This is a genomic window from Nitrosospira sp. NpAV (assembly GCF_000832065.1).
In the GTDB taxonomy this organism is placed as follows: Bacteria; Pseudomonadota; Gammaproteobacteria; order Burkholderiales; family Nitrosomonadaceae; genus Nitrosospira.
The window spans coordinates 26,305-52,471 of record NZ_JXQM01000003.1; the positions used below are offsets into that span (position 1 = coordinate 26,305).

The 26,167-nt window shown below is 52.4% G+C and carries 23 protein-coding genes; 11 read left to right on the plus strand and 12 right to left on the minus strand.

Features of this window, described 5'->3' with window-relative positions:
- Nucleotides 1-4: 4 nt before the first annotated feature.
- Both SQ11_RS02480 and glnE read right to left on the minus strand, forming a co-directional pair.
- Complete coding sequence (locus SQ11_RS02480) at nucleotides 5-925, minus strand: branched-chain amino acid transaminase (protein ID WP_041512575.1); 921 nt, start codon at nucleotides 923-925, stop codon at nucleotides 5-7.
- A 129-nt stretch (nucleotides 926-1,054) separates the two neighbouring features.
- Complete coding sequence (glnE, locus tag SQ11_RS02485; RefSeq protein ID WP_269746023.1) at nucleotides 1,055-3,913, minus strand: bifunctional [glutamate--ammonia ligase]-adenylyl-L-tyrosine phosphorylase/[glutamate--ammonia-ligase] adenylyltransferase; 2,859 nt, start codon at nucleotides 3,911-3,913, stop codon at nucleotides 1,055-1,057.
- Nucleotides 3,914-4,225: 312 nt separating this feature from the next.
- On the opposite strand from glnE, the gene SQ11_RS02490 reads away from it, so the two are divergent.
- From SQ11_RS02490 to tldD, 3 genes are all read left to right on the plus strand, one after another.
- Nucleotides 4,226-8,044: a YhdP family protein gene (locus tag SQ11_RS02490; RefSeq protein ID WP_232297864.1), complete on the plus strand. Its 3,819-nt coding sequence runs from the start codon at nucleotides 4,226-4,228 to the stop codon at nucleotides 8,042-8,044.
- A gap of 416 nt (nucleotides 8,045-8,460) precedes the next feature.
- A complete protein-coding gene (locus SQ11_RS02495) occupies nucleotides 8,461-9,333 on the plus strand; it encodes a carbon-nitrogen hydrolase family protein (protein WP_041512576.1) in 873 nt (290 codons plus the stop codon).
- 35 nt (nucleotides 9,334-9,368) lie between these two features.
- On the plus strand, nucleotides 9,369-10,829 hold the full coding sequence (tldD, locus tag SQ11_RS02500; protein ID WP_041512577.1) for a metalloprotease TldD: 1,461 nt from the start codon (nucleotides 9,369-9,371) through the stop codon (nucleotides 10,827-10,829).
- A 110-nt stretch (nucleotides 10,830-10,939) separates the two neighbouring features.
- On the opposite strand, the gene SQ11_RS02505 is transcribed toward tldD, so the two are convergent.
- From SQ11_RS02505 to SQ11_RS02520, 4 genes are read right to left on the minus strand one after another with little or no spacing between them, the layout of a single operon-like run.
- Nucleotides 10,940-11,380, minus strand: coding sequence for an RDD family protein (locus tag SQ11_RS02505; RefSeq protein WP_041512578.1), 441 nt, complete (start codon nucleotides 11,378-11,380; stop codon nucleotides 10,940-10,942).
- Between the two features lie 28 nt (nucleotides 11,381-11,408).
- Entirely contained in the window at nucleotides 11,409-11,801 is a 393-nt protein-coding gene (locus SQ11_RS16655; protein WP_084226699.1) for a DUF3106 domain-containing protein, read from the minus strand.
- Nucleotides 11,802-11,805: 4 nt separating this feature from the next.
- Nucleotides 11,806-12,174, minus strand: a complete 369-nt coding sequence (locus SQ11_RS02515) for a DUF3619 family protein (protein WP_041512580.1) — start codon at nucleotides 12,172-12,174, stop codon at nucleotides 11,806-11,808.
- The gene (locus tag SQ11_RS02520) at nucleotides 12,171-12,740 is read right to left on the minus strand and encodes an RNA polymerase sigma factor (RefSeq protein WP_041512848.1); all 570 of its coding nucleotides are present in this window, start codon (nucleotides 12,738-12,740) and stop codon (nucleotides 12,171-12,173) included. The genes SQ11_RS02515 and SQ11_RS02520 overlap by 4 nt, the downstream gene beginning before the upstream one ends.
- Nucleotides 12,741-13,247: 507 nt before the next feature.
- Between SQ11_RS02520 and SQ11_RS02525 the strand changes: the two genes are divergently transcribed.
- From SQ11_RS02525 to SQ11_RS02550, 6 genes are all read left to right on the plus strand, one after another.
- Complete coding sequence (locus SQ11_RS02525) at nucleotides 13,248-13,763, plus strand: redoxin domain-containing protein (RefSeq protein ID WP_052493969.1); 516 nt, start codon at nucleotides 13,248-13,250, stop codon at nucleotides 13,761-13,763.
- Nucleotides 13,764-13,767: 4 nt separating this feature from the next.
- Nucleotides 13,768-14,412 (plus strand): energy transducer TonB, encoded by a 645-nt coding sequence (locus SQ11_RS02530; protein WP_041512581.1) that lies wholly within the window; start codon nucleotides 13,768-13,770, stop codon nucleotides 14,410-14,412.
- A gap of 4 nt (nucleotides 14,413-14,416) precedes the next feature.
- A complete protein-coding gene (locus SQ11_RS02535) occupies nucleotides 14,417-15,157 on the plus strand; it encodes a MotA/TolQ/ExbB proton channel family protein (protein WP_041512582.1) in 741 nt (246 codons plus the stop codon).
- Complete coding sequence (locus SQ11_RS02540; RefSeq protein WP_041512583.1) at nucleotides 15,157-15,576, plus strand: biopolymer transporter ExbD; 420 nt, start codon at nucleotides 15,157-15,159, stop codon at nucleotides 15,574-15,576. Before SQ11_RS02535 ends, SQ11_RS02540 begins: the two co-directional genes overlap by 1 nt.
- A 104-nt stretch (nucleotides 15,577-15,680) precedes the next feature.
- Complete coding sequence (locus tag SQ11_RS02545) at nucleotides 15,681-16,202, plus strand: FecR domain-containing protein (protein ID WP_041512584.1); 522 nt, start codon at nucleotides 15,681-15,683, stop codon at nucleotides 16,200-16,202.
- A gap of 125 nt (nucleotides 16,203-16,327) precedes the next feature.
- Nucleotides 16,328-17,038, plus strand: coding sequence for a type 1 glutamine amidotransferase (locus SQ11_RS02550; RefSeq protein WP_041512585.1), 711 nt, complete (start codon nucleotides 16,328-16,330; stop codon nucleotides 17,036-17,038).
- Nucleotides 17,039-17,047: 9 nt separating this feature from the next.
- Here the strand turns inward: SQ11_RS02550 and SQ11_RS02555 are convergent, their stop codons facing one another.
- From SQ11_RS02555 to SQ11_RS02575, 5 genes are all read right to left on the minus strand, one after another.
- Nucleotides 17,048-17,533, minus strand: coding sequence for a YajQ family cyclic di-GMP-binding protein (locus tag SQ11_RS02555; protein WP_041512586.1), 486 nt, complete (start codon nucleotides 17,531-17,533; stop codon nucleotides 17,048-17,050).
- Between the two features lie 22 nt (nucleotides 17,534-17,555).
- Nucleotides 17,556-18,773, minus strand: coding sequence for an argininosuccinate synthase (locus tag SQ11_RS02560; RefSeq protein WP_041512850.1), 1,218 nt, complete (start codon nucleotides 18,771-18,773; stop codon nucleotides 17,556-17,558).
- A gap of 26 nt (nucleotides 18,774-18,799) precedes the next feature.
- Nucleotides 18,800-19,723, minus strand: coding sequence for an ornithine carbamoyltransferase (gene argF, locus SQ11_RS02565; protein WP_041512587.1), 924 nt, complete (start codon nucleotides 19,721-19,723; stop codon nucleotides 18,800-18,802).
- Nucleotides 19,724-19,817: 94 nt separating this feature from the next.
- Nucleotides 19,818-20,990, minus strand: a complete 1,173-nt coding sequence (locus SQ11_RS02570; protein WP_041512588.1) for an aspartate aminotransferase family protein — start codon at nucleotides 20,988-20,990, stop codon at nucleotides 19,818-19,820.
- A 273-nt stretch (nucleotides 20,991-21,263) separates the two neighbouring features.
- Entirely contained in the window at nucleotides 21,264-23,243 is a 1,980-nt protein-coding gene (locus tag SQ11_RS02575) for an aminotransferase class I/II-fold pyridoxal phosphate-dependent enzyme (protein ID WP_041512589.1), read from the minus strand.
- A 252-nt stretch (nucleotides 23,244-23,495) separates the two neighbouring features.
- Between SQ11_RS02575 and SQ11_RS02580 the strand changes: the two genes are divergently transcribed.
- Nucleotides 23,496-24,899, plus strand: a complete 1,404-nt coding sequence (locus tag SQ11_RS02580; protein ID WP_052493970.1) for a nodulation protein NfeD — start codon at nucleotides 23,496-23,498, stop codon at nucleotides 24,897-24,899.
- Nucleotides 24,900-24,959: 60 nt separating this feature from the next.
- Nucleotides 24,960-25,760 (plus strand): slipin family protein, encoded by an 801-nt coding sequence (locus SQ11_RS02585; protein ID WP_052493943.1) that lies wholly within the window; start codon nucleotides 24,960-24,962, stop codon nucleotides 25,758-25,760.
- Nucleotides 25,761-25,842: 82 nt separating this feature from the next.
- Here SQ11_RS02585 and rpsT read toward each other — a convergent pair whose 3' ends face one another.
- Nucleotides 25,843-26,106, minus strand: coding sequence for a 30S ribosomal protein S20 (rpsT, locus tag SQ11_RS02590; protein ID WP_041512590.1), 264 nt, complete (start codon nucleotides 26,104-26,106; stop codon nucleotides 25,843-25,845).
- Nucleotides 26,107-26,167 lie beyond the last annotated feature (61 nt).

Consider the following 26,167-nt stretch of genomic DNA (forward strand, 5'->3'; position numbering starts at 1 on the left):
GTAGTCAGACGTAGGTAAGCCAGGCGGCATGTTTCTCGGTTTTTCCATTGACACAGTCAAAAAACATGGCCTGCAATCTGGCGGTGATCGGGCCGCGCTTGCCATTGCCAATACTACGGTTATCGAGTTCGCGAATCGGTGTGACTTCAGCTGCGGTACCGGTGAAAAACGCCTCGTCAGCGCAATACACTTCGTCGCGGGTGATGCGTTTCTCGATCACCGGAATTCCAATTTCAGCTGCCAGCTCTATGATGGATGAACGCGTGATACCATCCAGACAGGAAGTCATGTCCGGCGTATAGAGCTTGCCGTGCTTGATGATGAATATATTTTCACCCGATCCTTCCGCCACATAGCCGTCCACATCCAGCAGCAGAGCCTCATGATAGCCATCATTGGCAACTTCCTGATGAGCCAGGATTGAATTGGCATAGGTAGCGACCGACTTGGCACGGCACATATTGATGTTAACGTGATGCCGTGTGAATGATGAGGTCTTGACACGGATGCCACTTTCCAGGCCATCCGCCCCCAGGTAGGCACCCCACGGCCAGGCAGCGATAGCCACATGCACCGAAAGTGTCTTGGCGGAAATGCCCATCGCCTCCGACCCATAAAAGGCGATTGGACGGATATAGCATGATTCCAGGTTATTCTGCTTTACCATATCGCATTGAGCTTGCATCAGCGTTGCCTTGTCATAGGGCATTTTCATCATGAAAATATGCGCTGAATTGAATAGCCGGTCGGTATGTTCCCGCAGGCGAAAAATTGCGGGGCCCTGGGGTGTTTGATAGGCACGCACGCCTTCGAATACCCCCAAGCCATAGTGCAGCGTGTGCGTCAGCACATGTGTAGTAGCATCGCGCCACGGAATTACTTTGCCATCGCTCCAGATCACGCCGTCGCGGTCAGCCATTGACATGCAGAGACTCCCAGGGAAAATTTGTAGCTAAGTATTCTAACGCATTTTCACATGAAAAATGAAAACACCCAGTCAGCGTTCATACTGTTTTTATGTTTATTTCCGAGCCCCATAACGAAATTACAGCGCTCAAGAAAGACATTGTGTTCCAAATACTTCTTCCCATAAACGCAATACCGCCTCAACGTTATCCCTTAAACAATCCAATTCGACACGTGCAAACTGCTGTGATTCGTTCCCTGCTGATGAAATACCCCGAAGACCCGAATCCCCATTTAATCTTAGCCGATGCTGCACCCGCCGGAATTCACGATAGGCGCGAAGTGCCCTGTCCGCCGTCTCCGCGCGAATAAGTCCAAGCTCGCCAGCAAGTTTCAGCAGTCCGATATTACCAATATTGTTCGTCAATTCCGGATATTCGCAAGCGTAGCCCAGGACCAGATACTGCACGACGAACTCAACGTCAATAATGCCGCCGCGATCATGTTTGATATCGAACAATCCGGTAGAGTTGGGATGGGCGTCCAGCATTTTTTGACGCATTCTCAAAACTTCGCATGCGAGACCCGCCAGGTCCCGCCGCTGGCAAAGAACCGCTTTGCGGGTACACTCAAAAGCCTCTTTCACATGAGCATTACCCGCCACGAAACGCGCTCTTGTCAAAGCCTGATGTTCCCAGACCCAGGCCTGATTACGCTGGTATTGATCGAAGGCCTCGGTGGAACTTACCAGCAAACCGCTCCCGCCGTTGGGACGCAAACGCAAATCAGTTTCATACAACAGTCCAGCCGACGTGTAGCTGGTAAGCCAGGAATTAACACGCTGGCATAGCCTGGCGTAGATTTCCGGTGCATCGGGATGCGTGTCGTCATAAAGAAAAATGATATCCAGATCGGAGGCGTAACCCAGCTCCTTTCCGCCCAGTTTGCCGTAGCCGATGATACCAAAAGCCGGGGCATCGCGATGCCTCCTTCGCAACCCTGACCAGGCCAGACGCAGCACTGTGTCAAGTATCAAATCGGCCAGGTCGCTCAAGTGGTCACTCAACGTTTCGAGTGGCAGCAATCCTTCCACATCCCGGGCCAACAACCGGAATACTTCGGCATGGTGAAAATGCCGCAGCACATCCATCTGCTGCTCGATATCTTCACGCCCGAAGCCGCCAATGTCATTTAATTGCCCAGTTAACCTCGCTCCCGACCCGGACCAGTCGGGCGTACCTTGGAGGTCGGCGGGATTAAGCAGCTCATCCAGTAAAATAGGATGCAGACTCAGGTATTCACTGGCCCATCGACTCGCGCTGACCAGCTTGGCGACGCGATCCAGGGCCTGTGGATATTCCCGTAACAGCGCAAGATAAGCGGCACGCCTGCTTATGCTTTCAAGTAACGATAACAAACGTTCCAGGGTAATGTCCGCAGCCGGGAATTTGGCAGCGACCTCGATCAGGGCGGGAACAAGCGCGTCGACCCGATTTTTGCTGGTTTTGGGCAGTTGCCGGTAACGGATGCTGGTGCGAAATCCCTGCAATTGTTTGAGAATTGTTTCCGGACTACGAAATCCCATCGTAACCAACTGTGCAGTGGCGGCTTCGGCTCCAACCCCCTCATTGATCGGTTCCTGCCATAACCAAGCGAGCGTGTCGAGCTTCTGGGATTCCCGCGGCGCTGCAAATATTTGCTCAAAATGATGGGTTACATTGCGGCGATGACTGTCGAGTTCCCGCAAAAAGCCGTCATAGTCAGGAAAACCCATTGTGGTGGCTATCAGCGCCTGATCTGCAAGACTTTCGGGCAGCGTCTGAGTCTGTTGATCATCAAGATACTGTAAGCGATGCTCAAGATTGCGCAAAAAACAATAGGCATCCGAGAGTTCCGCAGCCGCCTTGTCCGATAATTGGCGCTTTTCCCGTAGACATCCTAATACAATCAGCGTGGGACGGGCACGCAGGTCGGCATCACGCCCGCCACGAATCAGTTGAAACACCTGTGCGATGAATTCGATCTCCCGAATACCGCCCGGACCGAGCTTGATATTTGCATGCATTTCACGGCGGCTGACCTCCTGGCGAATTTGCGAGTGCAGGTCGCGCATCGATTCGTAGGCACCGAAGTCCAGATATTTCCGGAATACGAACGGTTGCGTTATCCGTTCCATAAGCCTCGACCCTTCCGCACAGGGACCTGCAATGACTCGACTCTTGATCCAGGCGTACCGCTCCCATTCCCGTCCCTGGGTAACGAAATACTCTTCCAGCATGGCGAAGCTCATTGCTAGCGGACCGCTTTCGCCATATGGGCGCAACCGCATATCCACCCGGAAAACGTATCCGTCGGGAGTCATATCATTGAGGCTGGCAATCAGCCTGCGGCCCAGGCGAGCGAAGTAATCGTGATTGGAAATAGAACGGGCTCCGTTGGTTTCACCATCTTGCGGATAAATGAAAATCAGATCGACATCCGATGAAACGTTAAGCTCGCCACCGCCCAGCTTGCCCATGGCAATCACCAGCATTCGCTGGGAAGCCCCGTTATCGGCACTTCTGGGTTGACCATAGCGACCAGAATCGGTTAACCATGCGTGATGGCGTTCCAACGCGAAACCGATGGCGGTTTCCGCCAGATCGGTCATACTCATCATAATTTCGCCAAGATCGGCCAATCTGCCCAGATCACGTACCACCAGGCGCAGCATTACCCGTTTGCGCAAGCTGCGCAAGATACGGTTTAACCCCGCCTCATCATTTGCAACATCGGCGTTTGCGTTCAGAAAAGCGTGCATTTCCTCCCGGAGAAAAGGCTGTTTCACATTTTGCCCCAGTTCGATCAGCAACTCAGGCTCACTTTCAAGGAGGCGCTGGACATACCGGCTGCACGGCAGAATGGATTCAATTATTTCTTCGGGGGAATGATCGGCATGCATGGTTGAGGATTCGGAGTTACAATAAATTTTCAGCAAACTGGCTATCCCAGCGGCATGAAGTGGCATGGAACAATTCGTTCGAACAATGGAACAAAGAATATCATCGCCACATCTAACCCGAGTGTTTCATTAATTAAGGCGCGTTCCTCACTGGTCTTCTGTTTCGTATGGAAATTTTGCTCAGTCGGGCATATGAATAAGTACCCACTCTCTCACAAAATTCCCAAAAAAATGAAATCTTGCGCGATCATCACGCGATTATGAAATATCCGGGCCTAATTCGATAATTACTAATCCTTTCAACACCGAGTAGACTTCGCATCTTCACGGCTGGGTACGTAAAAACACATTGTCTGGATATAACACCGGAACTATTTATTGAATCCGTCAGCAATTTTACCCTTTGCAAGAGGGAGCAGCCGCCTGTTCCGGTTATTCGCGTGGGTGCTGATTGTGACAGCGGCCTGTTTCTCTTTCCTGCTGCTATCATTGCGCTACTGGTTGCTACCCGACATTGAGCGCTACCGGGAAACTATCGCTTCCGCCATCAGCCACGCTTCCGGTCAGCACGTGACCCTCGGTGAGATCAGCGCGAACTGGGATGGATTCCGCCCTCATATGATGCTGCGCACCATAAAGGTGCACGACAAAGCAGGTAATATCTCATTACTGTTGCATCAGTTGGAAGGCACCCTTTCATGGCGCTCATTATTGCATGGCGAACTGCGGTTTCGCGAAATCGGCATCGAACAGCCTGATCTGATCGTGCGCCGCGACCCCGCAGGCGCGATCCATGTAGCGGGCTTTGCCCTCAACAGTGAACTCACGGACGAGGAAAATGGTTTTTCTGACTGGCTCCTGCGACAGCGGCAAGTCATCATCAATAACGCCAGCATCCTCTGGCAGGACGACCTGCGCGGCGCCCCCGAACTTGAACTGTTAGTCAATTTGCGCCTTGAAAACCATGGGAATCGACATCGCTTCGGCATACGCGCCATTCCCCCTGCCGAACTTGCCGCGCAGCTGGACATTCGTGGTGATTTTACCGGTGAGTCGTTGGGCATCCCCGAACAGTGGCGAGGACAACTATTCACGCAAATCGATCATGCCGATATCGCCGCCGCGCTTGTCTGGCTTCCCTTCCCACCGGAAATAAAATTCAATCGGGGTATTGGAGCGCTTCGCATGTGGAGCCGGGTGGACCGGGGCGACATGAAAAAGCTGACGGCCGATATGCGCTTGCATAATGTCAAGGTACAACTGGCGCAAGACCTGCCGGAGTTGAGCCTCATCCGTTTGCGGGGCAGGGTTGGCTGGCAAACGATAAATGAGGGCACGAAAGAGGGCATTGAACTATTTGCGCGCGGACTGAGTGCGTCTGTTCGCGGTGAAGGAGAACTGACCCCGGTAAATTTCTCGGTACAAATGATTTCCCCGGGCGATAGTCAAACTGGCACCGGGAAATTAAGTGTCGATGATCTGAGTCTGGAAATCGTCGGGAATCTGGCGGAATACTTTCCCATTAACCAGTCATTGCGCGAGCAGCTTGGCAAGCTGTCGCCTCGCGGAGAAATTCACTCTATGCGAGCAAAATGGGACGGCGAATGGCAAGCCCCCAGACATTTCAATGCCAAAGGAAGATTTACCAATCTGAGCATGAAAAAATCTGAAAACCTGCCAGCCTTCAGCGGCGTTACCGGTAATATCGATGTGACGGAAGGAGGCGGCACCCTGAATCTTAATTCTCAAAAAGTCAGACTTGAATTGCCTGAAATATTCCAGGAGCCGCTGATGCTGGATATATTTACCGGCCAGGCGAGTTGGAATTACTTGACGGAGAGAAATTCTATCGCATTCAAGTTCAACAACATTACTTTCTCCAACTCTCATGCGGCTGGCTTAGCTTATGGAAGTTATCGTTTCACTCGAGGCAAACCAGGAGTGGTGGATCTGACAGGTCATCTGACTCGCGCAGATGCCAGCTATCTGCGGCACTACACACCCGTAACGGCGAATCCCTACCTCCGCGATTGGCTTGGCAACTTCATCGTGGCTGGAGAATTTCTGGATGCACGACTGCATCTCAAGGGCAACCTGGCTGACTTTCCTTTTTCCCGTGGCAATACCGGCATTTTCCGATTGCATGCGAAAGCATCGGAGGTGGTGCTGGATCATATTCCGGGGTGGCCACGGATCGAGAACATATCGGGAAATCTACAGTTGCAAGGTAGCGATATCAGACTGGACGCGTCACGGGGTAGTACCTCCGGCGTGGCATTAAGCAAGGTAAAGGTGCGCATCGCTGACGCCACTGCATCCGACGCGATGCTGCAAAGCGAAGGTGAAGCCAATGGCCGTACCAGCGAGTTCCTGACATTAGCCGCAAAATATATAGCCAAGTATACCGGCAGCTTCGCCGATGATGTCGGGATTACCGGAAATGGGAAATTACTGTTTAAACTTGATATTCCCTTGCATAACGAGGACGGTATCAAGCTGGCGGGTAATTACCAGTTCATGGATAACCAGATCAATCCAGGCGCACGCATACCCAATCTGGAGAAAGTCAATGGCATATTGGCTTTTTCCGGCTCCGAGATAAAAATAGAAAACGTGACCGCTCAATTCCTTGGCGGCCCGGTGATCATCAACTCCACCATCATGCCGGGCGGGGGCATGCGCGTGTCCGCCAACGGCAAAGCCAACCTGGGCAATCTGTACCAACAGCCGCAAAGCGGGACTGTGAATACCGCGCAGTTATGGTCACGGTATCTGCGCGGCAGCACCGACTGGCGAGCAACTATTCAAACGCATGACAAGCTGGCGGACATATCTGTCGAATCATCATTGCATGGCGTGACCCTGGATCTGCCTGAGCCTTTTTCCAAAACCGCCACGAGCATGGCGACACTTCGTTTTGAAAGAAAAGCCTCGGATAAGGGAGATCTCTTGAATTTTAGTTATGGTGGACTGGTAACAGCAAAAATCAGGCGTTTGCAAGACAAAGCAGGCAATCATCACGTAGAACGCGGCATCGTGAATTTCGGTACGGGACCCGCTTTGTTACCTGAGAAAAAAGGAATATCCGTGACCGGCACTTTACCAAGTTTCGATCTGGATTATTGGCAAAATATGCTTGGACAGTTCAATGATGAAATGGCACCGGCACCGAATCTTGCAAATATCAATGTTCATATCGGCACACTCGACGTTCTGGGTAAACGCCTCAACGATATTACGCTGAACGCCAGTAAAGAACATGAACTATGGCATTCAACCGTTGCAAGCAAGGAAATCAAGGGTGGGGTAAGCTGGAATCCGGCCGGCAATGGCAAAATAGTTGCGCGATTGAGGACACTCAGCATCCCTGCCGATTCACCTGTCAATCCGGGCCTAATAACACCAACACCGCATAGAGAAAACAGCCTGTCCGGATTTGATGTGATGGCCGACAATTTTGTTATCGGCGAGAAGCACCTGGGCGCCCTGGAATTGATAGCCGGTCAGCACGAACAGGGGTGGCGCGTCGAGAAGCTGCATATAACCAATTCCGATAGCTCCCTGACGGCACGGGGAATATGGCAAAGCCACGCCACGCCGCCGCGCGTACAGACCACTGTTACACTGAATGCAACCGACATAGGCGACTTTCTGACACACCTGGGCTATCCTGATCACGTAAAACGCGGCAGCGGCAGGGTCGAAGGGGAATTGTCGTGGCACGGCAGCCCGCGGTCAATCGACTATCCCACGCTGTCCGGCAACCTTAAGATAAAGGCAAGGCGGGGACAATTTCCCAGATTTGAGCCGGGAATTGGTAGATTGTTCGGGATGTTCGACCTGCGGGCGCTGCCTCGAAGAATAACCCTGGATTTTCACGACGTCTTCAGTGAAGGATTCGGTTTCGATGATATTTCTGGCGATGTCAAAATCACCCGGGGGGTAGCGGCCACCGATGATTTGAGAATTGAAGGGCCTGCGGCGAAGATTCTCATGGACGGCGAGTTGAATCTGGAAGCAGAAACGCAAAAGCTGCACGTGACAGTTACCCCCTCACTCGGATTAGCCACTCCGGTGGTGGGCATCGTAAGCCATGCATTGCAAAACTCTCCGCCATCCAAACAATACAACGTAACGGGTACCTGGGCGGATCCGATCATCACCCGAATATCCTGGCAGCCGCAAGAACAGCCCTGATCTTAAATCCGATGGGGTTAATCGCCCGTTTTTACTTATTTCTTGGCTAGGGATCATGATTTACACGGATTTAGCACACTACTTATGATCAGCCGCCGCCGGCAAACGATTCATACTCTGAAGATTTTACTTGGCTTGCCAGTCTCCAATCGCGGAATGCAAGTGCTCCCGTTCATCGGCATTGCATTTTAAGGGTTTATAAAGATATTCTTTTGAGTTACTCTGTTTCTTTATAGCCGGATCCCCTTACCAGCCTGTCGGACTTGAAGAATCGAAGCGAAGAAAGTGGCTGGGCGAAGGCAGATCTTGCCAATCCTGAAGGCCAATAGTTGTTCTATTGGTCGAAAAAAAGGCATGGCTGACAGTGGCTTCCATTCATGTATGTTTGCTATTTATAGAAGATCAGGTCATAAATAATGCTCGATAATTCAGTCACTCGTGCTGCCCGCACTGTAACGGCACCCGGAACGACGCAGAAAGGTTCTATTCGTGTTGCGGCTATTCAGATGGCGGCCGGACCCAATGTATCCGGCAATCTGGAAGAGGCCGCGCGGCTGCTTGATATGGCTGCCGCCCAAGGAGCAAAATTGGTAGCGCTGCCGGAATACTTCTGCATAATGGGAATGCAGGATGCCGATAGAGTCGCGGCACGCGAGCACGATAATCAGGGGCCGATACAGGAATTCTTGAGCCAAACCGCAAAACGCCTCAATATCTGGCTCGTAGGCGGTTCGGTACCGCTGGTGTCTTCCAGGCCCGACAAGGTGCGCAACAGTTGCCTGGTTTATGACGATCAAGGCAGGCAGGTAGCCCGTTACGATAAGATACATCTATTCGGGCTGGAGCTTGGCAACGAACGCTATGCCGAGGAGGAAACCATCGAGGCGGGCTGCGGAGTGGTAGCCCTGGAATCGCCGTTCGGCCGCATCGGTCTCTCCATTTGCTACGATCTGCGCTTCCCGGAGCTTTATCGCTCGATGGGAAAAGTGGACATCATTTTTGCTCCGGCAGCATTCACCGCGACCACTGGCAAGGCTCATTGGGAAACATTAATTCGTGCCCGCGCCATCGAAAATCTCGCATATGTCGTTGCACCTGCTCAGGGAGGCTATCATGTTAATGGCCGGGAAACGCACGGCGACAGCATGATTGTCGATCCTTGGGGAGTCGTGCTCGATCGCCTTCCTCGCGGATCGGGCGTAGTGATTGCCGACATCAATCCAGAATATCAGGCGAGCCTGCGCAACAGTCTCCCCGCGTTGAATCACCGCACTTTATATCACTGTTAATCTCTCTCGATGATTTTTCCTGACCCGGACACGCCATGATTACAGAAACCATCATCCAACCCAATGATCTCTTTGCCACCGCCAACAGTTGCCTTCTTGCGCCGCACGAAATTGATACAGCCGGATTGCAGCAAGTGTTTGGACAAATGCTTTCGCACCATGTTGACTATGCCGATCTGTATTTTCAGTATAGCCGCGCCGAAGGCTGGGCTTTGGAAGAAGGCATAGTCAAATCAGGCAGCTTCAACATCGACCAAGGGGTGGGCGTACGGGCGGTAAGTGGCGACAAAACTGCGTTTGCCTATTCTGACGATATCAGCATGCCGGCACTTGCCTCGGCGGCGCAGGCTACCCGGGCCATTGCTCGTCAGGGAACGGCGCAATCGGTGCAGGCGGTTAGACGTAGCATCGGACGGGAACTCTACTTGCCTCAGGACCCGATTGCCAGTCTTAAAGATACGGACAAGGTAGCGTTGCTCGAAAAGCTTGAGAGTTATGCTCGCGCCATTGACAAGCGTGTTATCCAGGTCATGGCGTCCCTCGGTGGAGAATATGAAGTGGTGCTGGTGGCACGCAGTGACGGCGTCGTGGCGGCGGATGTGCGGCCTCTGGTAAGAATCTCGTTGCAAGTCATTGCCGAGGAAAATGGCAATCGTGAACAAGGCGTGGCCGGCGGAGGCGGTCGCTTCGACTATGCTTATTTCACTGATGACGTGCTGCGCGATTATGCGGCGAAAGCAGTGCATCAGGCCCTCGTCAATCTGGCTGCAAAACCTGCCCCGGCGGGAACCATGACAGTGGTGCTTGGCGCGGGTTGGCCGGGAATATTGCTGCATGAGGCCATCGGGCATGGACTGGAAGGAGATTTCAACCGCAAGGGCAGCTCGGCATTCTCCGGGCGGATTGGCGAACGCGTGGCTGCCACCGGCGTAACCGTGGTGGACGATGGCACGATTGCACGGCGGCGCGGGTCGCTGAATATCGATGACGAGGGGAATCCCACCCAATGCACCGTGCTGATCGAGAACGGAATACTCAAAGGCTACTTGCAGGACAGTCTGAATGCGCGCCTGATGAACTCCCCTGTCACAGGTAATGGCCGGCGCGAATCATTTGCTCATATTCCTATGCCACGCATGACAAATACGTATATGCTGAATGGCGACAAAAGCCCTGAGGAGATTATCGCTTCGGTGAAGCATGGTCTGTATGCGGTGAACTTCGGCGGCGGACAGGTGGATATCACGAGCGGGAAATTCGTCTTCTCTGCTGCCGAAGCCTATATGATCGAAGATGGAAAAATATCTTATCCGGTAAAAGGCGCGACTTTGATCGGCAATGGTCCCGATGTGCTTACACGAGTGACCATGATAGGCAACGACATGTCGCTTGATCCCGGTGTGGGTACCTGTGGAAAAGAAGGGCAGAGTGTACCGGTAGGAGTGGGTCAGCCCACGCTGCGCATAGATGGATTGACGGTGGGGGGCACCGCTTAGATCTATTGAGCAATATACTTTTGGCAAGATTGAAAGGATGGTCAGCCATGCTTCACCGGCAATCTTGAATCCGGATAATGAATACTATTAGACGGCTCTTCGAATCTCATTCATAAGTTCTCTTCCAAAATCTTGCTATCCTCCAGTTTTACGAGTTGAGTCCCTGCGAGCCTGTCATGCAAGAACTGACGGTTCCGGTCAAATAATGCCCAGAGTATTCCGCAACCAAAGAAAAAGATACCGATCACTGCAAATAAATAGCGCGCAATCGCCTGTTTCAGGGAAAGCCGCTTCCCATCGGTACTGATAACACGGAATTTCCAGGTTTGCATGGGCAATGTTTGTCCGCCATGGGTCCAGAACCAGGAAAAATAAGTACCCGCTACCAGCAGCAGATAAAGCTGAAATGCAGGTCTGAAAAAAATGGAACTGGTGTCCCGGAATATAAGATGAAAAACGAAGCCAGCGATAAACAGTATCGCAGCCAGGAGCAGGGATTCGTAAATCATGCTCACCAGCCGACGCCAAAATCCGGGTGCGGAAATTTTCATTTATTACCAGAATAATGCGCAATACGGGCTATTTCTTGCCTCGCTGATCCTCGGGAGTCTGCTCATATTCGCGCCATTTCTGCTTTATTTCATGCCGCTTGTCCGGCGGCAGTTTTTTAATTGTTTTGTACTTCTCGCGCACCAGCTCGCGCTGCTCAGGAGTCAGAGAATACCAGTCACGCATCTGCAACTGCGTGCGATGCTGCTCTGACGGTGTCATTCGCGGATAGCGCTTAGCAATGCCTAGCCATTTCTTTTTCTTTGCAGGGTCCATACGGTCCCATTCTTCCGCAAGGGGAGCCAGGACTTCTTTTTGTTGAGGACTCAATCCATTCCAGACAGGCTGACTGGCTTCAGATAGAGCGGGAACTGAAAACGAAATGCATAGCCAGAACGCTGCTGCTAGGGATGATCTAGCCATGCTGCTAGGGATGATCTAGCCAGGCATCAAACTCGTCATCGAGATAGGCATTGACTGGCAGATCATCAACCAGCAACATTATGTCGATTTCCTCGTTATCGTCACCCTGCTGGAACGTTTGCCAATAAACCACACTTGCGAAAGCAAACAACAACATTATCAAGGATAGCCATTTCCCTGTTCTTAGATGCCAATCATCGCCCCCCCGCGCGGAAACACCGTGACCGGCTGTAACAATTTCCCCGGTCACCTGATAATTCTGGAGAGCCGCCCTGCGTGCCGATTGCAGCTGATTCAACGTGCTCTGCTTGATATCATCCAGACCATGATTCAACAGCCGCGCAACTTTCCCCCCCAACTCTGGTTCATTCATAGCTCAATTCCTTCTTTTCTCAATATAGTAGCAAGAGCGTGGGTTGCGCGCGAGCAATGAGTTTTCACGCTTCCTTCGGAACACCCCATAGCTGTTGCAGTTTCCGTGACATCCATTTCCTCCCAGTAACGCAGCAGGAAGGCTTCCCGTTGACGCGCTGGAAGGGTTTCAATGGCTCTCTCAAGCAAATTGATAAGTTGGGCCTGCTCCAGTTGCGCATGAGGATCATCAGAATCTGACTCTCCCTTTACACGCAAGGTTTCCAGGAAATCGTAGTCTTCGTCATCTTTTTCCTGCTTAGGTGTAAAAGATGAAAAAAGTGTAGTCCATAGGGAACGGGTTTTCTGGCGGCGGTAAAAATCCCGTATCGTATTCTGCAGAATGCGCTGAAACAGGAGCGGTAATTCTTCCGGTGGCTTGGCGGCATACTTCTCAACTAGCTTCGTCATGGAGTCCTGAACAATATCCAGCGCCACATGTTCGTCGCGTACCGCGAACAATGCTTGTTTATAGGCTCGCCGCTCGACTTCAGCCAGAAAATTGGAAAATTCCTGTTGAGTAGCCAGGACGATTTGCCTATAAGTAGATAAAAAAAATGGCAGAAAAACAGGAATAATGTTAGCAAAGTTTTCCTGGTTTCCGAAAAAATTTACTGAAGAAAAGACAGAACCTAAGCAGCGGTGTTTGCAAAGATTAGCTTCGGCTGATTCGGCATGGCTGGCCACATGTGAAATAGTAAGAATTGCACCTGATAATGAGCCGAACCACCTGAATCTCAATCAGAGTTTGTCGTCAAGTTTAACCCATTCCAGCTGCGACAATTTGTCGCATTGTGATACGCGGATCTCACGCCTATCATTCTCTTTCACGGCTTAATCGAGGGTTGCCCAAGCATAAACCCTTAAGGTAAGAAAAAAATATTCTCGACACTTTGCATGCTGCGCATCAACATGCAAATTAAGTGGTAAAATATTGCAAGTGCGACTGATTCTTAATTAGATTTACATTACTAAATGTTCGGTATCTTCAAGACCAAAATCATAATCCACTCGTTGCGGGCAGGCGGTTTGGGCATGGCTCATTATCCGTTTCGCCCCGTAATGGGAGGGCTGCTTCTCGTATTGATACTCACTTTCATGAATGCTAGCGGTGCTGCCGAAAGTGTTCGCCCATTTACGCTGGGAAGTCTTGACAAAGTCCTTGGTGCCCGTGAAGGCAAGCCCTTCATCCTGGTTTTCTGGTCGCTTGATTGTCAATACTGCCCAACCGAATTGAAAATGCTGAGTGAGCTCAAGCGCAATCATCCGGCGCTGGACGTCGTTCTCATTGCTACTGATTCAGTGGGTGATACGCCACAGCTTATCGCCCGGACAGAAAGCTATGGGATGGACAAGGCCGAGCAATGGGTTTTTGCGGAGGATATGCCGGAACGCTTGCGTTTTGAAATCGACCGCCGCTGGTACGGCGAAGTACCGCGTACGTATTTCTATGACAAAAAGCATCAACGAGAAGCCAAGACCGGTCTGGTCAGCAAGAAGTTCTTTGAGGACTGGTTGGTTCGCAATGCCGTAGCCGGCCCCGGACGTTGAACGCATGATAATGAAGCGTAATCCTGTTGCCCTACCCGGCCTGATGTTTGTTCTTGCGGCGCATGGTGCGTTGCTGTATTTCCTGTTTAAGCAGCAGCTGATTCCTCCACCGGAACAATTGGCGACACTGATCGTCAACTTTATTCCGGCAGCCAGACCCAAGGAAGAATCTAAGCCAGAGCCACCCCCACCGAAGCCTCAGCCGGTAAAGAAACCACCACAATCTCGCCAATTGGTGGCGGAAGCACCGGTATTATCGCCAAGCGAGCCGGTGGCACCACCGACCGCGCCTGAACCAGAGCCAGAACCAGAACCGGTAGCCGTAGCGCCGCAGCCTCAACAGATGGCGCCCGGTCCCGTCACGCTTTCCTCGGAGCTATCGGTCACATGCCCGGAATTGAATGCCCCTGCATACCCTGCTCTTTCGCGAAGGCTTGGCGAGGAAGGCAAGCTGGTGCTACGGGTGGAACTGGATGAAAACGGCCGCATCAGTGTGGCACAAATCATCAATAGCAGCGGTTTCAAACGTCTGGACGAAGCCGCCCTGGTCGCGGTGAAAACCTGGCGCTGCACGCCGCCCCAGCGTAATGGCCAGCCGGTACGGGCCATTGCGCTTCAGCCCTTCAACTTTGTACTGCAAGGAGATTGATTTAATGGAACAGGGATTAGGATTTTCACACTTTCTCGCCCAGATAGATGGCGTTGGTATAAGTGTACTGGTACTCCTGATGGCACTTTCGGTGGCAAGCTGGTATCTCATACTCACGAAGAGTATTTCCAACTATCTCACGGGACGGCGTGCAGACGCGTTTCTCAAGCGTTTCTGGAGCGCCAGTTCATTGCAAGAGGTAAACTCTACCTTGAAAGATAGCTCGGACGATAATGCATTTGCCAAACTTGCTCGGCTTGCGATGGATGCCGCAGTCGATTCCGAGAAACATGGCCTGCAGAAACTGGCCGCTGCGGGCGGACCCAGCGAGTTCATTACACGGGTACTGCGCAACGGCCTCGACCAGGAAGCAACTCGTGTTGAGAACGGTCTCACGGTCATCGCCTCGGCAGGCTCGGCAGCCCCCTATATCGGTTTATTCGGCACGGTGTGGGGCATTTACCATGCATTGGTGCAAATCGGCCTTTCCGGTCAGGGCACCTTGGACAAAGTAGCCGGCCCGGTGGGCGAAGCGTTGATTATGACAGCGCTGGGGTTGGCTGTAGCGATCCCGGCTGTATTGGCCTACAATACATTTGTGCGGCGCAATCGCATATGGCTGGGACGTCTTGATGCCTTCGCGCATGATCTGTTCATATTGATCGCCGTCGGTGCCAAAACCAATAGTTCCGCGGTGGATGAACGTCAGTTGCGTGTGGTTAGCCCTAGCGAAAGGAGGTCGTGATGGCATTTGGCAGCATGAACAGCGGCAGCAGCCAGACGCCAATGACCGAGATTAATGTCGTACCGCTGGTGGACGTAATGCTGGTGTTGTTGGTAATCTTCATCATTACCGCACCGTTGCTGACTCATTCGGTTAAGGTGGATCTCCCCAAAGCATCTAGCAGCCCAAATATCACTAAACCGGAACATATCGAATTTGGTCTTCGAGACGATGCAAGCCTTTATTGGAATGGCGAGGCTGTAACGATGGATCAATTGGCGCCGCGCTTTAGTGCGACGGTACAACAGGATCCCAATGTCGAGCTCCATATCCGGGCTGACAAACATGTTCATTATGAACATGTGGCCAAGGTAATGTCTATTGCAGCAAAAGCCGGACTGGTAAGAATCGGATTTGTTACCGATCCATCACTACAGTAGCGCCCTCCAGGCATGGTTAGAATCGGAACGTCACTTGCTGGTAATTTGATCATTGTAGGTCTGATACCCGGCAGGCAATTTACGGCCTCGGTAGCCATGGCGATATGCCTGCCGTAATGCGGTTTCGCGGCTGGCGCCGTTTTCTGATAAATCTTTCCATTGTCGCCGCAGCCCTATTTCTGGGCCTCATGTCATGGCTTATCGCCAAACCCACAGCAACGCGTTTGCATGAAACCGTGCCGGGGGAGCGCATGACTTTCGCGGCCACCCCTGATATCGATATCAGTCTGGATGCCGACAGCAGCGTAACAATCACCAACACTGAGCCTCCCCGCGTCGAATTGCTGCGGGGCAACGCTTTTTTCGATGTCAAGGGTCATGACCCCGGCAAGCTCCAGGTAAAGGTGGGCACGACCTATATAAAGGATGTCGGCACGCGTTTTAGTGTCAGCAAACGGGCGGATGGCGGCACCGTCGCCGTAGCGAGCGGACAGGTCGAAATCCAGGTGGAGACGGGGAAGTACCTGGTTGGCGCCCATGAACGGGCAGATTTCAATAACACGAGCGTTACCGGACAAAGGGTCATCGCTGAAACGGACGTAGCCCCGTGGCACCCTCGCCGGTAGCGGATACGCGGCCGTAGCCAGGCGAAAAACCGGCAATGTGCCGGCGCCCCCCCTTTTCCCGGTTATTCGGCCGTCGCTAGGCCTTCAAGCATGTATCGTAGCGCATAACGAGCGAGCCTATTCCCATGAAACCCGTTGCAATTTTCAGGCATTTTCCCATTGAGGGTCCGGGATACTTCGCGACGTTTCTTGATTCACATTCCATTCCGTGGCGGCTCGTGAAAGTTGACGCTAATGAAATACTGCCTTCGAGCGCAGATCAATTCAGTGGGCTGGTGTTCTTCGGTGGTCCCATGAGCGTAAACGACGATCTACCCTGGATTGTGCCAGTGCTTGCATTGATCCGGCAAGCGGTAGCGAACGATATCCCGGTATTAGGTCACTGCCTCGGCGGCCAATTGATGTCGAAGGCGCTAGGGGGTGCGGTAAGCAAAAATCCGACCAAGGAAATCGGCTGGGGTGAAGTCAGCGTCGCGGATAATGCCGCTGCCCGCGAATGGTTCGGGGAAGCGTCCAAATTCGAGTCGTTCCACTGGCATGGCGAAAACTTCACTTTACCGGATGGCGCAACCTGCCTGCTTTCCAGTCCGTATTGCGAAAATCAGGCGTTCGCACTGAATATGCATTTGGGGATGCAATGCCATGTCGAGATGACTGAAGATATGGTAAAAACCTGGTGCCAAGCAGGTGCTGAGGAGATAGCCGGCAGTTCCGGACCGGCGGTGCAATCCGCTGCGGCTATGCAAAGGGATCTGGTTAACCGGGTATCAGCATTAAATCAAATCGCCCATCGCTTATACGAAAAATGGGTTTCCGGCCTAATGTGTAATGGGTAGGCGGTCGAATCATTCACGGAAATTCTGGAATTGCAGCGGAAATTCGGTGACGGATTTCTTTACCAGTTGTATTGCCTCTTGCAAGGTATCGCGCTTTGCACCTGAAATACGCACCGCTTCGCCCTGGATACTGCCCTGTACCTTGAGCTTGCTATCCTTGACAAGCCTGATAATCTTTTTTGCCAGCTCGCTTTCCACCCCCGTTTTAACCGTGACTTGCTGCTTGGCTTTATTGCCGCTGACTTTCTCTACCCCTCCTTTATCCAGACAACGTACGTCAACATTGCGCTTGGCGAGTTTGGCCATCAGAATATCCAATACTTGGCTGAGTTTGAATTCATCGTCAGCGTAAATAGTAAGTGTGTAATCCGACTGCTCTACACGCGCATCGGATCCCTTGAAATCGAAACGTGTGCCTACCTCCTTATTCACCTGATCGATCGCGTTCCTGATTTCCTGTTTATCAACTTCCGAAACAATATCGAATGACGGCATGATCTCCCCTTTCGCCCGGCAATTATTTTCTGCTTTTCAAATTTTGCGCAATACGCATGCGTAGCGCATTCAACTTGATAAACCCAGCCGCATCCGCCTGATTATAAGCGCCCTTGTCTTCCTCGAAGGTGGCAATGTGCGGGTCAAACAACGAGTCTGTTTTGGAGTCTCTTCCCACCACGATCACATTGCCTTTATAGAGTTTCACGCGCACCCATCCGTTTACATGGCTTTGGGATGCATCAAACATGGTTTGCATCATTCTGCGTTCCGGACTCCACCAGTAACCGTTGTAAATCAGGGCGGCATAACGTGGCATCAACTCATCCTTCAAATGTGCCACCTCCCGATCGAGCGTAATGGACTCCATGGCACGGTGAGCGCGCAGCATGATCGTACCGCCGGGAGTCTCGTAACAGCCACGGGATTTCATGCCCACGTAACGATTTTCTACCAGATCCAAACGTCCGATCCCGTGCTTGCCGCCTAGTTGATTGAGTTTAGCGAGTACGCGCGCGGGAGAGAGCTTTTTACCATTCAGGGCGATGATATCGCCTTGCTTGAACTCCAGATCGAGGTATTCCGCCTCGTTGGGGGCCTTCTCCGGTGAAACGCTCCAACGCCACATCGATTCTTCCGGCTCCTGTGCGGGATCCTCCAGGATACGGCCCTCATAGGAGATATGTAGCAGATTGGCATCCATGCTGTAAGGAGAGCCACCCTTTTTCTTCATTTCCACCGGAATGCCATGCTGTTCCGCGTAGCTCAGAAGCTTTTCCCGGGAGGTAAGATCCCATTCACGCCACGGCGCGATTACGCGAATATCAGGCTGGAGCGCATAGTAGCCGAGTTCGAAGCGCACCTGATCATTGCCCTTGCCCGTAGCACCGTGCGAAACCGCGTCCGCTCCGGTTTTATGCGCGATTTCAATTTGCCGCTTGGCGATGAGCGGACGGGCAATGCTGGTGCCAAGCAGGTACTCTCCCTCATAAATGGTATTGGCACGGAACATGGGGAAAACGAAATCGCGTACAAATTCCTCGCGCAAATCGTCGATGAAAATCTCTTTTACCCCGAATTGTTTGGCTTTCGCGCGCGCAGGCTCCACTTCCTCTCCTTGACCAATGTCCGCGGTGAAAGTCACAATTTCGCACTGGTATGTATCTTGCAGCCATTTCAGAATCACCGAGGTATCGAGTCCGCCGGAAAAGGCCAGAACGACCTTGTTAACTTTGGACACGCCGCCGCTCTTCACTTTTTTCATATTCAAACACCCTCTAATCTTCCCAACAACAAATATTCCATCAGCGCCTTCTGCGTATGCAGCCGGTTCTCGGCTTCTTCCCAAACGATCGATTGCGGCCCGTCGATGACCTCCGCCGCCACTTCTTCGCCCCGATGGGCAGGCAGGCAATGCATGAACAAGGTGCCTTTCTTTGCACAGGACATCATTTCGGTATCCACCCGAAAATTGGCGAAGTCTTTTTTACGCTCCTCGGTTTCAGCCTCAAAACCCATACTCGTCCAAACGTCTGTAGTGACAAGATCGGCATCCTTCACAGCGTCATGCGGATCGGCGAATTCCTCGTAATGACCGGTGCCATAAAGCCCAGCCCGTTCCGGCTCGACCTCATAACCGGGCGGGGTCGAAACGTGTACGTTGAAATCGAATACCTCTGCCGCCTGAAGCCAGGTGTTGCAAACGTTATTGGAATCCCCGATCCACGCCACGGTCTTGCCCGAGATACTTCCGCATTGCTCGATGAAAGTAAAAATATCACCCATGATCTGACAGGGGTGGTACTCGTCGGTCAACCCATTGATCACGGGTACCCGCGAATGCGCGGCGAAACGCCTGATGATATCGTGCTCATAGGTACGAATCATGACGATGTCCACCATGCGTGAAATTACGCGCGCCGCATCTTCCACCGGCTCGCCGCGTCCGAGTTGGGTATCCCGGGTGGAAAGATAGATCGCCGCACCGCCCAGCTGGTGCATACCCGCCTCGAATGATAAGCGGGTACGAGTCGAGTGCTTATCGAAAATCATCGCCATGGTACGATCTTCCAGTGGCCAATACCGCCGGTATTGCTTGAACTCGTGTTTGATCCAGCGCGTCCGTTCAAACAGATACTCGAATTCTTCCCGGGAAAAATCGTTGAACTGTAAAAAGTGATTGATCTGCATAATTATTCCTGAATCATGGATGGCGAGTCTCGAAGCACCGAAACATGAACCGGGATGCTTTCACGCTTCACTTTTCATGGCCCTCGATTCTCCGTCATGCCATCAGGAATTCCTTTATCAGCATGGATAGGGTATCCACTACCTGCTCTGCCTCGCTCCGCTGCATGACGAGTGGCGGTAACAAACGCACCACCTTATCCGAAGTAACGTTGATCAGCAGCCCTCGTTTTAACGCCTCCTTCACAAGATCGCCGCAGGGTTTGGAAAGTTCGATACCAATCATCAACCCCTGTCCACGAATTTGCCTGACATCCGGCAAACCGGCCAACCGCGCTTTAAACATGCTGCGCATGAAATCGCCCACTTCCATCGCATTTCTTAGCAAATCGTCTTCTCCGATTACCTCCAGCGTGGTAAGCGCGGCGGTACAGGCCAAGGGATTGCCGCCAAAAGTAGAAGCGTGATTGCCCGGCTTGAATACTTCCGCCGCGGTGCCCTTCGCAAGACAAGCACCAATGGCTACACCCGAGCCTAAACCTTTAGCCAGCGTTATCACATCCGGCATAATGCCGCTGTGCTGAAAGGCGAACCATTTGCCGCTACGGCCGATCCCGCACTGCACCTCGTCGAGCATCAGCAGCCAGCCGTTCTGATCGCATAGATGGCGCAAACCTTGCAGATAATTCGCCTGAGGCACATTGACGCCCCCCTCACCCTGATAAGGTTCAACCAGTATGGCGACAACATTCTTGTTGTGCACGCCCACTTGGGCCACGGCTTCCAGGTCATTGTAGGGAACCCGTGCAAAGCCGGTAAGTAACGGCTCAAAACCGGCCTGCACCTTGCGGTTCCCGCTTGCAGTCAAGGTCGCCATGGTGCGTCCGTGAAAGGATTTTTCCATCACGATAATAGTGGGCAGATCGATACTTCGGCCATGGCCATAAAGCCTCGCCAGCTTGATCGCCGCTTCGTTTGCTTCCGCGCCGGAGTTGCAGAAAAAAGCGTTGTCCATGCCCGACAATGCCGCCAGCCTGCTGGCCAATTGCTCCTGTTTACCGATATGATAAAGATTGGAAGTGTGAATAAGCGTCCCGACCTGTTTGCAAAGCGCCGCAACAAGTTTGGGATGACAATGTCCCAGACCGCATACCGCAACGCCGGCAAGCGCATCGAGATAACGCTTCCCTGCTTCATCCCACAGCCACACGCCTTCTCCTTTGGCAAAGGTGACGGGGAGCTGCGAATAAGTATTCATCAAATTTGACATAAGAATCTCTATAAATCCAAGTTTTATCGTGATACTACGTTACTCAAGTTATCTGACGATTACAGACCGGCAAGTATATGCGCCGCGCCAAAATTCCTCGCACGCTCAGCCGGTGCCTGATTGGCAATTGAACTGATTTGGGTCTCCAGTTCATGGAAGTACCCATAATCCTGGAAGCGCCTATAAACAAACACCTTTTCCTAGAGCCAGAATGCAGCACGGCGGCATGAGCCGCCGTGAATTGTTCATTTTTTACACAACTTGTATCTTTACCTATTTAACCAGCTTTTTCAAGCCTTTTTCCTCGGTGATGGTCAGCAATCTCAAACACGGTAGATATCCATCATAAACGATCCCATGCACTTCAACCCGTTTCTGGGAACGCAACATGCTTACGAGATATTGCACGACCGCTTGCGTGATAGTTTGTCCCGGCACCAGCACGGGTATGCCGGGCGGATAAGGAGTGATTTGATCCGCGCATATCCTGCCATCCAGATTGTTGTTGACTCTTTCCTGCTCATCCAGCAGCGGCATCAGCTCACCGCCACAGTAGAACGCATCACGCGGCAGATATTTCAGGTCGGTAAAACCGGGAATCTCCGGGGTCTGGTAGAGCCGGCGGGGCGCACGGCCTTCGCGCGCAATGCGCATCAGCGCATCATAGAGCCGCGAAACCTTGCTGCGGGTGGTGCCAATGGTGAGCAGTAGCGTCAGGGTATTGAAGGTGGATTTCTCCACCTGAATGTTATAACGCTCGAACAATTCCTGAATTAAATCCTCCACCGTAAAGCCGCAGCGGGAGATGTCGACGGTAACCTTGGTGGAATCGAGCTGAATATTGTCTTGCTTGACTTCGTCAGGCAGCAGATCAGAGAGCTCCAGTACCCGGAATACCCCGGTGGAGTTGATTTGCATACGGACTTCCTTCGCCAGTTCCAACGTCCGTGAAAGCAGCTTGTACCCTTCCAGCATCGCCTGCTTGCGTGCCACGTCGAGGCTTGCAATCATGCTGTATTGCGGACTGGTGGACGTGTGCATGTTGAAGTTCTCGCGAAACAGATGCTCCTTGAAGCCGGGGTCGTTGACATGAATCATGCTGGATTGAGAAAAAGCCGACAATACCTTGTGCGTACTCTGGGTGGCATAGTCTGCGCCCGCTTCCATCGCGGTGGGGCGAAAGGCCGGATGAAAGCGGGCAAACCCGTACCAGGCTTCATCAATGATGACTTTGATTCCCCTGGCGTGCGCCGCCTCAATGATAGGCGGCAAATCGTAGCGCAAACCATCATACGTACAACTGGTGAGTATGAGCGCCTGGGCATCCGGGTGTTCTTCAATGGCACTGAACAAGGTCTGCTTGGGCACCGGTCCATAAACACTGAATTTCTTGTTGACCGACGAGTCAAGATAAATCGGATGGGCACCGGACAGCACGACACCGTGATGCACGGACTTGTGGCAATTCCGGTCCAGCAGCAGCTTCTCGCCGGGAGCGAGCAATGTCTGAAATATCACCTTGTTCGCAGTAGAGGTACCGTTGGTGGCAAAAAAGGTGCGCCGCGCCCCGAATGCCTTCGCCGCAATCTTCTGCGCCTCCGCGATCACGCCGGAGGGTTCCATCAGCGAATCAAGCATCGGTACCGACACCGACAAGTCTGCACGAAAAACATGCTCGCCAATGAACTGGTAAAAATCACTGGCCCAAGGGCTGTCACGAAGCGAATCGCCGGAAGAATGCCCGGGCGTGTGCCACGCATCCTTCGCCATGAGCACATAATTTTTAAGCTGGTCATAAAACGGTGTGCGCGCTTTCTCCTGAAGCTGCGCATTGAGAATGCGGTACATCCCCCGGTAATCACGCTCTTCACGATAGAAGTAGCCGTCCACCGTTTCGGAAAAGAGTGCATCCACCACTTCATCCTCTTTTTCCTGTGCGATCAGGATGTAGATATCCAACTCCGGACGAAATCGGGTGATTTTCTGTACCAGCGTCAACGCTGTCATTTGCAGGTTACGCGAACCCTTTTCGCCGTTTTTCAGGGTATAGAGCGTATCGTCCACCACTACCGACTGAATGTCGCCATCCTCCTCGATTGCCTGCAGTGCTTCGCGTGCGGTGGTAACGCCGGCAAAAGTGATCCCTAACGGATTTTCCAGAGACTTGGCGGCCGCATTCAGCCCCTTGATGAGCTCCTTTAATATCAGTTTCTCATCGTTGATGACAAGAATCCGGCTGACTGGTCTCTTCATGAAGCGCTGCCTTCAATATAAAAACCGCTTTATGCGCTAAAACAACATTGATTGCAAGCCTAGAAAGAGATTTCAATCCAGATGATCCATTAAGGGCTCGAGTTGACGGCAAAACAGGGGAGAGACAGTCTTGCCGGCGGGAAAAGTCCATAGCTTGGTCTATCAACGCTGTGCAAGCGACGAAAATGCGTTCACATTTCATCTTGGAGCGTCTGAATGCAGTCAGGACTGAAACGGTCTATATTGAAAAACATGAAACCGATCATTTCTGTTGTGCATCATGGTGTGGCGGCGCTGCTGCTTTTGCTGCCGGCTCTCGTTCTGGCTGCACCGGTGATAGTACTGAAAGTGCAGGGTCCGATCGCACCGGCCAGCGCCGACTTTATCGAACGCGGTTTTCAACGTGCCGACCACGAGAAGGCGTTACTCATCGTGTTGCAACTGGACACGCCAGGCGGCCTCGATGGCTCGATGCGGCAGATCGTGCGCGACATTTTAGCGTCACCGGTCCCGGTGGCGGTTTTTGTGGCGCCCGGTGGAGCGCGGGCGGCCAGTGCCGGCACCTATATTCTTTATGCCAGCCATATCGCCGCGATGGCTCCAGGCACCAATCTGGGTGCAGCCACACCGGTTCAAATCGGTGGCTTGCCGGAATCGCCCGAGCCGCCAGCCAAGCCCAAATCCAAGCCGAGGCCATCACCGGGTTCACCCGCGACACAGCCGGATGAGAGCCATGATCAGAATGCAAAAGATGACAGCGTGCCGGCGCAGGATAAGATGTCGCGCAAATTGATCCATGACGCCGCCGCATACATCCGTGGGCTTGCGCAGATGCGCGAGCGCAATGCGGAATGGGCTGAGCGGGCCGTGCGCGAAGCGGTAAGCCTGTCGGCGACTGAAGCGCTGAATCTCAAAGTCATCGATTATGTTGCTACTGACATACCGGATCTATTGAAACAGGTAAATGGCAGACAAGTCACCCTACTTGGCCGGAATCTGACTCTGGATACGGTTTCGGCCACAGTGGAAGTCGTCGAACCCGATTGGCGTACGCAATTACTGGCAGTGATCACCAATCCCAGCGTGGCATATATCCTGATGCTAATCGGCATATACGGACTTTTCTTTGAATTTTCCAATCCCGGGTTTGTATTACCCGGTGTGGCGGGCGCTATCTGCCTGCTGCTTGCCATGTATGCATTCCAGCTACTGCCGGTGAATTATGCCGGCCTTGCCTTGATCCTGCTCGGCATCGCATTCATAACAGCGGAAATCTATCTATCGGGCTTTGGCGCCTTTGGCATGGGCGGCATTATTGCTTTTGTAGTCGGTTCATTGATGCTGATTGACACCGATATGCCCGGCTACGGCATTTCCTGGCCTGTGATTGCGGGCATTACCTTGGCCAGCGGATTATTCCTGATCTCTGTCATCGGCATGGCGCTGAAGGCGCGGCGCAGCCCCATTGTCAGCGGCCGTGAGGAATTGATCGGCGCCGTGGGAGAGATGCTGGAAGATGCCTCGGGAGAAGGCATGGCCCGCATTCATGGCGAAATATGGAACGTACATTGCGCGCAACCTCTAATCCATGGACAGAAGGTGCGCGTGACAGGAATGGACGGTCTGGTCTTACAGGTAACTTCAGCGGAGAAATAAACCGAAATCCGGGAGTGAGCGGTCAACTCCCAGATTTAGGTTAAATAGAGGAGACATTCCATGTTTACCAATTTCGGCTTTGGCACCCTTGTCATCATTCTCATGCTGCTGTTTACAGCGTTTCGCATCTTGCGGGAATATGAGCGCGGCGTCGTATTCATGCTGGGCCGTTTCCATAAGGTGAAAGGTCCAGGCCTCATCTTGATAATTCCCGGTATCCAGAAAATGGTACGGGTCGACCTGCGCACTGTCGTGATGGATGTCCCCAGTCAGGATGTGATCTCACGCGACAATGTCTCGGTGAAAGTCAATGCGGTGGTATATTTTCGTGTGGTCGATCCGCAAAGAGCCATTATTCAAGTGGAGAATTTCCTTGCTGCCACCAGTCAGTTCGCGCAAACGACCCTGCGCTCCGTACTGGGCAAGCATGAGCTTGATGAAATGCTGGCGGAGCGCGAGAAACTCAACATGGATATCCAGAGGGCGCTGGACATCCAGACCGACGCATGGGGCATCAAAGTCTCCAACGTCGAGATTAAGCATGTGGATATCGATGAATCCATGATACGGGCCATTGCCCGCCAGGCGGAGGCAGAACGCGAGCGGCGTGCCAAGGTGATTCATGCCGAAGGGGAGTTGCAAGCATCGGACAAATTGATGCAAGCCGCGCAAATTCTCTCCCAACAAACGGGCGCGATGCAACTTCGTTATCTACAGACTCTCACAAATATCGCCAATGACAAGTCCAATACCATCATTTTTCCCATACCGATGGACTTGGTATCGGCGCTGACGGAGGCCTTCAACCGTTATCCGGCAGAAACGCCCAATAAGTCCCCTGAACGTACTGCTGTCAGATAACAGAAAATAAATACCTAACGAAAAACAGAAAAAATGAAGAGACTCTACGGATTGCTGGCTCGCCTTTAACGCGACTGGCCGGTCAGGCCATTGCCTTGATGGCGGCTGACAAACGGCTCTTGTGGCGAGCAGCCTTATTCTTGTGAATGATTCCCTTGTCGGCAATCGAATCAATGGTGCCGATGGATGCCTTGAATGCAGCTTGCGCGATGGTTTTGTCAGTGGTCCCAACAGCCTTTCTCACATGTTTGATCGCGGTGCGCAACTGGGAACGCAGACTGGTGTTTTGATCACGTTGCTTAACATTTTGTCTCGCACGTTTTCTCGCTTGTGCACTATTGGCCATGTAGATCCCTCGATTGACGATTTCTAAAAATTTTTGAATGTTACGGACATTTTCGCCACAT

Bases quoted from the DNA above. Each gene is read 5' to 3' on its own strand.
- SQ11_RS02575 (WP_041512589.1), bottom strand. From the start codon at position 23,243: ATGAAGAGACCAGTCAGCCGGATTCTTGTCATCAACGATGAGAAACTG.
- SQ11_RS02515 (WP_041512580.1), bottom strand. From the start codon at position 12,174: ATGAATGAACCAGAGTTGGGGGGGAAAGTTGCGCGGCTGTTGAATCAT.
- SQ11_RS02480 (WP_041512575.1), bottom strand. From the start codon at position 925: ATGTCAATGGCTGACCGCGACGGCGTGATCTGGAGCGATGGCAAAGTA.
- SQ11_RS02585 (WP_052493943.1), top strand. From the start codon at position 24,960: ATGTTTACCAATTTCGGCTTTGGCACCCTTGTCATCATTCTCATGCTG.
- SQ11_RS02545 (WP_041512584.1), top strand. From the start codon at position 15,681: ATGCCTGCCGTAATGCGGTTTCGCGGCTGGCGCCGTTTTCTGATAAAT.
- SQ11_RS02505 (WP_041512578.1), bottom strand. From the start codon at position 11,380: ATGAAAATTTCCGCACCCGGATTTTGGCGTCGGCTGGTGAGCATGATT.
- SQ11_RS02540 (WP_041512583.1), top strand. From the start codon at position 15,157: ATGGCATTTGGCAGCATGAACAGCGGCAGCAGCCAGACGCCAATGACC.
- SQ11_RS02525 (WP_052493969.1), top strand. From the start codon at position 13,248: ATGGCTCATTATCCGTTTCGCCCCGTAATGGGAGGGCTGCTTCTCGTA.
- SQ11_RS02570 (WP_041512588.1), bottom strand. From the start codon at position 20,990: ATGTCAAATTTGATGAATACTTATTCGCAGCTCCCCGTCACCTTTGCC.
- argF (WP_041512587.1), bottom strand. From the start codon at position 19,723: ATGCAGATCAATCACTTTTTACAGTTCAACGATTTTTCCCGGGAAGAA.
- SQ11_RS02555 (WP_041512586.1), bottom strand. From the start codon at position 17,533: ATGCCGTCATTCGATATTGTTTCGGAAGTTGATAAACAGGAAATCAGG.
- SQ11_RS02535 (WP_041512582.1), top strand. From the start codon at position 14,417: ATGGAACAGGGATTAGGATTTTCACACTTTCTCGCCCAGATAGATGGC.
- SQ11_RS16655 (WP_084226699.1), bottom strand. From the start codon at position 11,801: ATGGCTAGATCATCCCTAGCAGCAGCGTTCTGGCTATGCATTTCGTTT.
- rpsT (WP_041512590.1), bottom strand. From the start codon at position 26,106: ATGGCCAATAGTGCACAAGCGAGAAAACGTGCGAGACAAAATGTTAAG.
- tldD (WP_041512577.1), top strand. From the start codon at position 9,369: ATGATTACAGAAACCATCATCCAACCCAATGATCTCTTTGCCACCGCC.
- SQ11_RS02550 (WP_041512585.1), top strand. From the start codon at position 16,328: ATGAAACCCGTTGCAATTTTCAGGCATTTTCCCATTGAGGGTCCGGGA.
- glnE (WP_269746023.1), bottom strand. From the start codon at position 3,913: ATGCCACTTCATGCCGCTGGGATAGCCAGTTTGCTGAAAATTTATTGT.
- SQ11_RS02530 (WP_041512581.1), top strand. From the start codon at position 13,768: ATGATAATGAAGCGTAATCCTGTTGCCCTACCCGGCCTGATGTTTGTT.
- SQ11_RS02495 (WP_041512576.1), top strand. From the start codon at position 8,461: ATGCTCGATAATTCAGTCACTCGTGCTGCCCGCACTGTAACGGCACCC.
- SQ11_RS02580 (WP_052493970.1), top strand. From the start codon at position 23,496: ATGAAACCGATCATTTCTGTTGTGCATCATGGTGTGGCGGCGCTGCTG.